The 2,990-nt window shown below is 27.6% G+C and carries 3 protein-coding genes; 1 reads left to right on the forward strand and 2 read right to left on the reverse strand.

From position 1 onward, the window contains the following. On the reverse strand, nucleotides 1-270 hold a 270-nt coding region (locus tag BN899_RS02085; protein ID WP_071162423.1), incomplete at its 3' end, for a (2Fe-2S)-binding protein. Nucleotides 271-347: 77 nt separating this feature from the next. Continuing rightward, nucleotides 348-623 (reverse strand): hypothetical protein, encoded by a 276-nt coding sequence (locus tag BN899_RS02090; RefSeq protein ID WP_042272277.1) that lies wholly within the window; start codon nucleotides 621-623, stop codon nucleotides 348-350. Between the two features lie 420 nt (nucleotides 624-1,043). On the opposite strand from BN899_RS02090, the gene BN899_RS02095 reads away from it, so the two are divergent. Further along, nucleotides 1,044-2,819, forward strand: coding sequence for a methyl-accepting chemotaxis protein (locus BN899_RS02095; RefSeq protein WP_052356504.1), 1,776 nt, complete (start codon nucleotides 1,044-1,046; stop codon nucleotides 2,817-2,819). The last annotated feature ends 171 nt before the right edge of the window (nucleotides 2,820-2,990 follow it).

Raw genomic sequence — 2,990 nt, forward strand, 5'->3', positions numbered from 1 at the left:
TAGTCCCTTGCATCTACCACAGCCAGTACCAGCTTTTGTAGCTGCTGAAACTTTCGCAACAGTATCAGCACCATTTTCAACAGCTTTTACAACTTCTTCAATAGATACATTCATACATCTACAAGCATTTTTTAAAACTTCCTCTATTTCTTTTTGGTGTTCATAATCTTCAATATTTATATCAGTCATTGACTTAATATCTTCAATAGTTCTAGCACTATTTGACATTGCATTTCTTACTTTAATATAATCATCAGTTATTAATTTCATATTTTCCTCCATTTAACGTTAATATTTATACAAAAATATTTTGCGTTAAAATATTTATAATATACATATAAAAGGATTTAAAAATTGATATTAATGAACATAAGTAGCCATAAAGCTAATATAAATAGGTAAGTAAGTATTGATTTTAAGCTTAAAGTGTTAGCTAAACCATCTGATTTAAAGTCAGAGAAAGTACCCCCTATAAATCTTACTAATATAAATATTAAAAAAATATTAGCAACTAATTTATAAAGACTAAAAGTTGTATTTGGAAAAAATGCTGAATCAATTGTATTTAATAGTACTATTGCAAATAAAATTCCCCAATTTTTATACTTTTCAGTAAATCTCAAAAAATCACCCCTTATATATAAAAATTATATATTAAATTACGTTTTTTAACAATAAAATACACAAACGCTATTGCATATAACCTTAGGGTAGCATTTAAAATTAATAAAATACTTATGTAAAGTGTGAAGTATTAAATTAAAACTATTAAGTATATATGATCTTAGATAACTTTTTAAATTACATCATTTAAAGGCACTTTGATTATTCAATATTCCTTAATAATTTATTTAAGTTTTATTATATAAAATCTAAAGAATCTATATATTTATCCGTATAAAAATAAGAAAAACTATTTTAAATTAAAATGAATTTTAGATTAAAATTATTTTTTTATAAAATCTAAAAATTAATAAATGAAATAATTAGAATATTTGAATTTATCATTTAAATAGAAAAAACAGTAAAATGGGGGGATGTATATGAAACAACTAAAGGCTAAAAATTTGAAAATAGGTAAAAAGCTAAGTATATCTTTTATTATTGTAATACTACTTGCAGCATTTGCAAATGGTAATGCGATGCATAATTTGAAAAAAGCAGGAGAGTTAGGACATGATTTATTTGAGGGACCTTACCAGTTAACTAATCAATCTATGGGGATTCGTAGGGATATAGTTTCTATTGACCAAAATCTTGTAACTGCATTTACTGCACAAAATCCTACAGATACAAGTTACAAAGAAACAATTTTAAAAAACTTTGATAGTATTAATGAAAGAATTAAAATAATTCGTGGAGTTGATATACCTCGTGAGAATACTTCTGAAGCTTCAAAATTAGTTGATGATATCGAAAATTCAGTGTCTGAATTAAGACAAGAGTATGAAAAGGTTTTTGCATTTATAGAAAAAGGAGATTATGAAACTGCTAAAGAAATGGTAGTAAAAGAAGATCAAGCATATTATAAAGCATATGGTAAGTCTGTAGACTATGCAATAGCTCTTTATGAAGATGCAGAAACTTTAGGTGTTAAATTTGATAAAGGAGTAAGTGAAGCTGTATCAAAATCTAAAATTATTTCTACAACTCTAAATATATCTAGTATGGTAGCAGGATTAATTATATGTATATATATTACAAAGAGCTTAAGAAAACCAATTGAAGAAATAGAAGTAGCTGCAAATAAAATGGCTATCGGTGATTATGATATTAATATTGATTATGAATCAAAAGATGAATTAGGTTCTTTATCAGATAGTATGCGTCAAATGAGTGAGACAACTAAGGAAATTATAAATGATACAGTTCGTGTTTTAGGAGAGGTTGCATCAGGTAATTTCAATGTTGAACCTGAAGTAGAATACATAGGAGTATTTAAAGAAATCGAAAAATCAGTAATTAGAATCACTAATGATTTAAGTGAAACAATGTCACAAATAAATGTAGCTTCAGATGAAGTTGGAGCTGCATCAGGACAAGTTGCAAGTGGATCACAAATGTTAGCACAAGGTGCTACTGAACAAGCAAGTGCAATTCAAGAATTATCTGCAACTATTATAGAAATATCTGATAAAATTAAAGATACTGCAAAAAATGCTAAAGAAGCTAATGTTTTAACTATGAATGCAGGTAATGAAGTTGAAAATGGTAATGGGCAAATGAAAGAAATGGTTAAATCTATGGAAGAGATAACTATAACTTCTAATGAAATCGGTAGAATTATAAAAACAATAGATGATATAGCATTCCAAACAAATATATTAGCTTTAAATGCAGCGGTTGAAGCAGCACGTGCAGGGGAAGCTGGTAAAGGATTTGCCGTTGTTGCTGACGAGGTAAGAAACCTTGCTGCTAAATCAGCAGAAGCCGCAAAAAATACAGCAACTCTTATTGAAAACTCAATAGAAGCAGTTGGTAAAGGAAGTAAGATTGTAGATGAAACAGCTGAGTCACTTAAAAAGATAGTTGATACAATGTATCAAAGTATTGTATTAGTTGAAGATATAGCTAAGGCATCTGAAGAACAATCTGTTGCAATTAACCATGTTACATTAGGAGTAGAACAAATTTCAGAGGTAGTACAAAATAACTCTGCAACGTCAGAAGAAAGTGCTGCTGCTAGTGAAGAACTAAGTGGACAAGCACAAATGCTAAAGTCTCTTGTTGAGAACTTTAAATTAAAAGAGATATATAGTTCTCGTAAAAATATAAACTTTAATGATGAAGATGATTACTTTGCTATGAATAAATTTTAATAATATATATATAGGATTTAAAAGATAGTAATAAGAGGTTTGGATTGTTATATATAGATATGGACTCAGAAACAATTGAAACTAATTTAATTAAAAATGCCAGAGATAACAAAGAATTAGAAGATGGGAAGTTTCACATAGGTCTAATTAACTTTGTTGATAATTTAGATG

Source organism: Faecalimicrobium dakarense (genome assembly GCF_000499525.1).
GTDB classification, from domain to species: Bacteria; Bacillota; Clostridia; order Peptostreptococcales; family Peptostreptococcaceae; genus Faecalimicrobium; species Faecalimicrobium dakarense.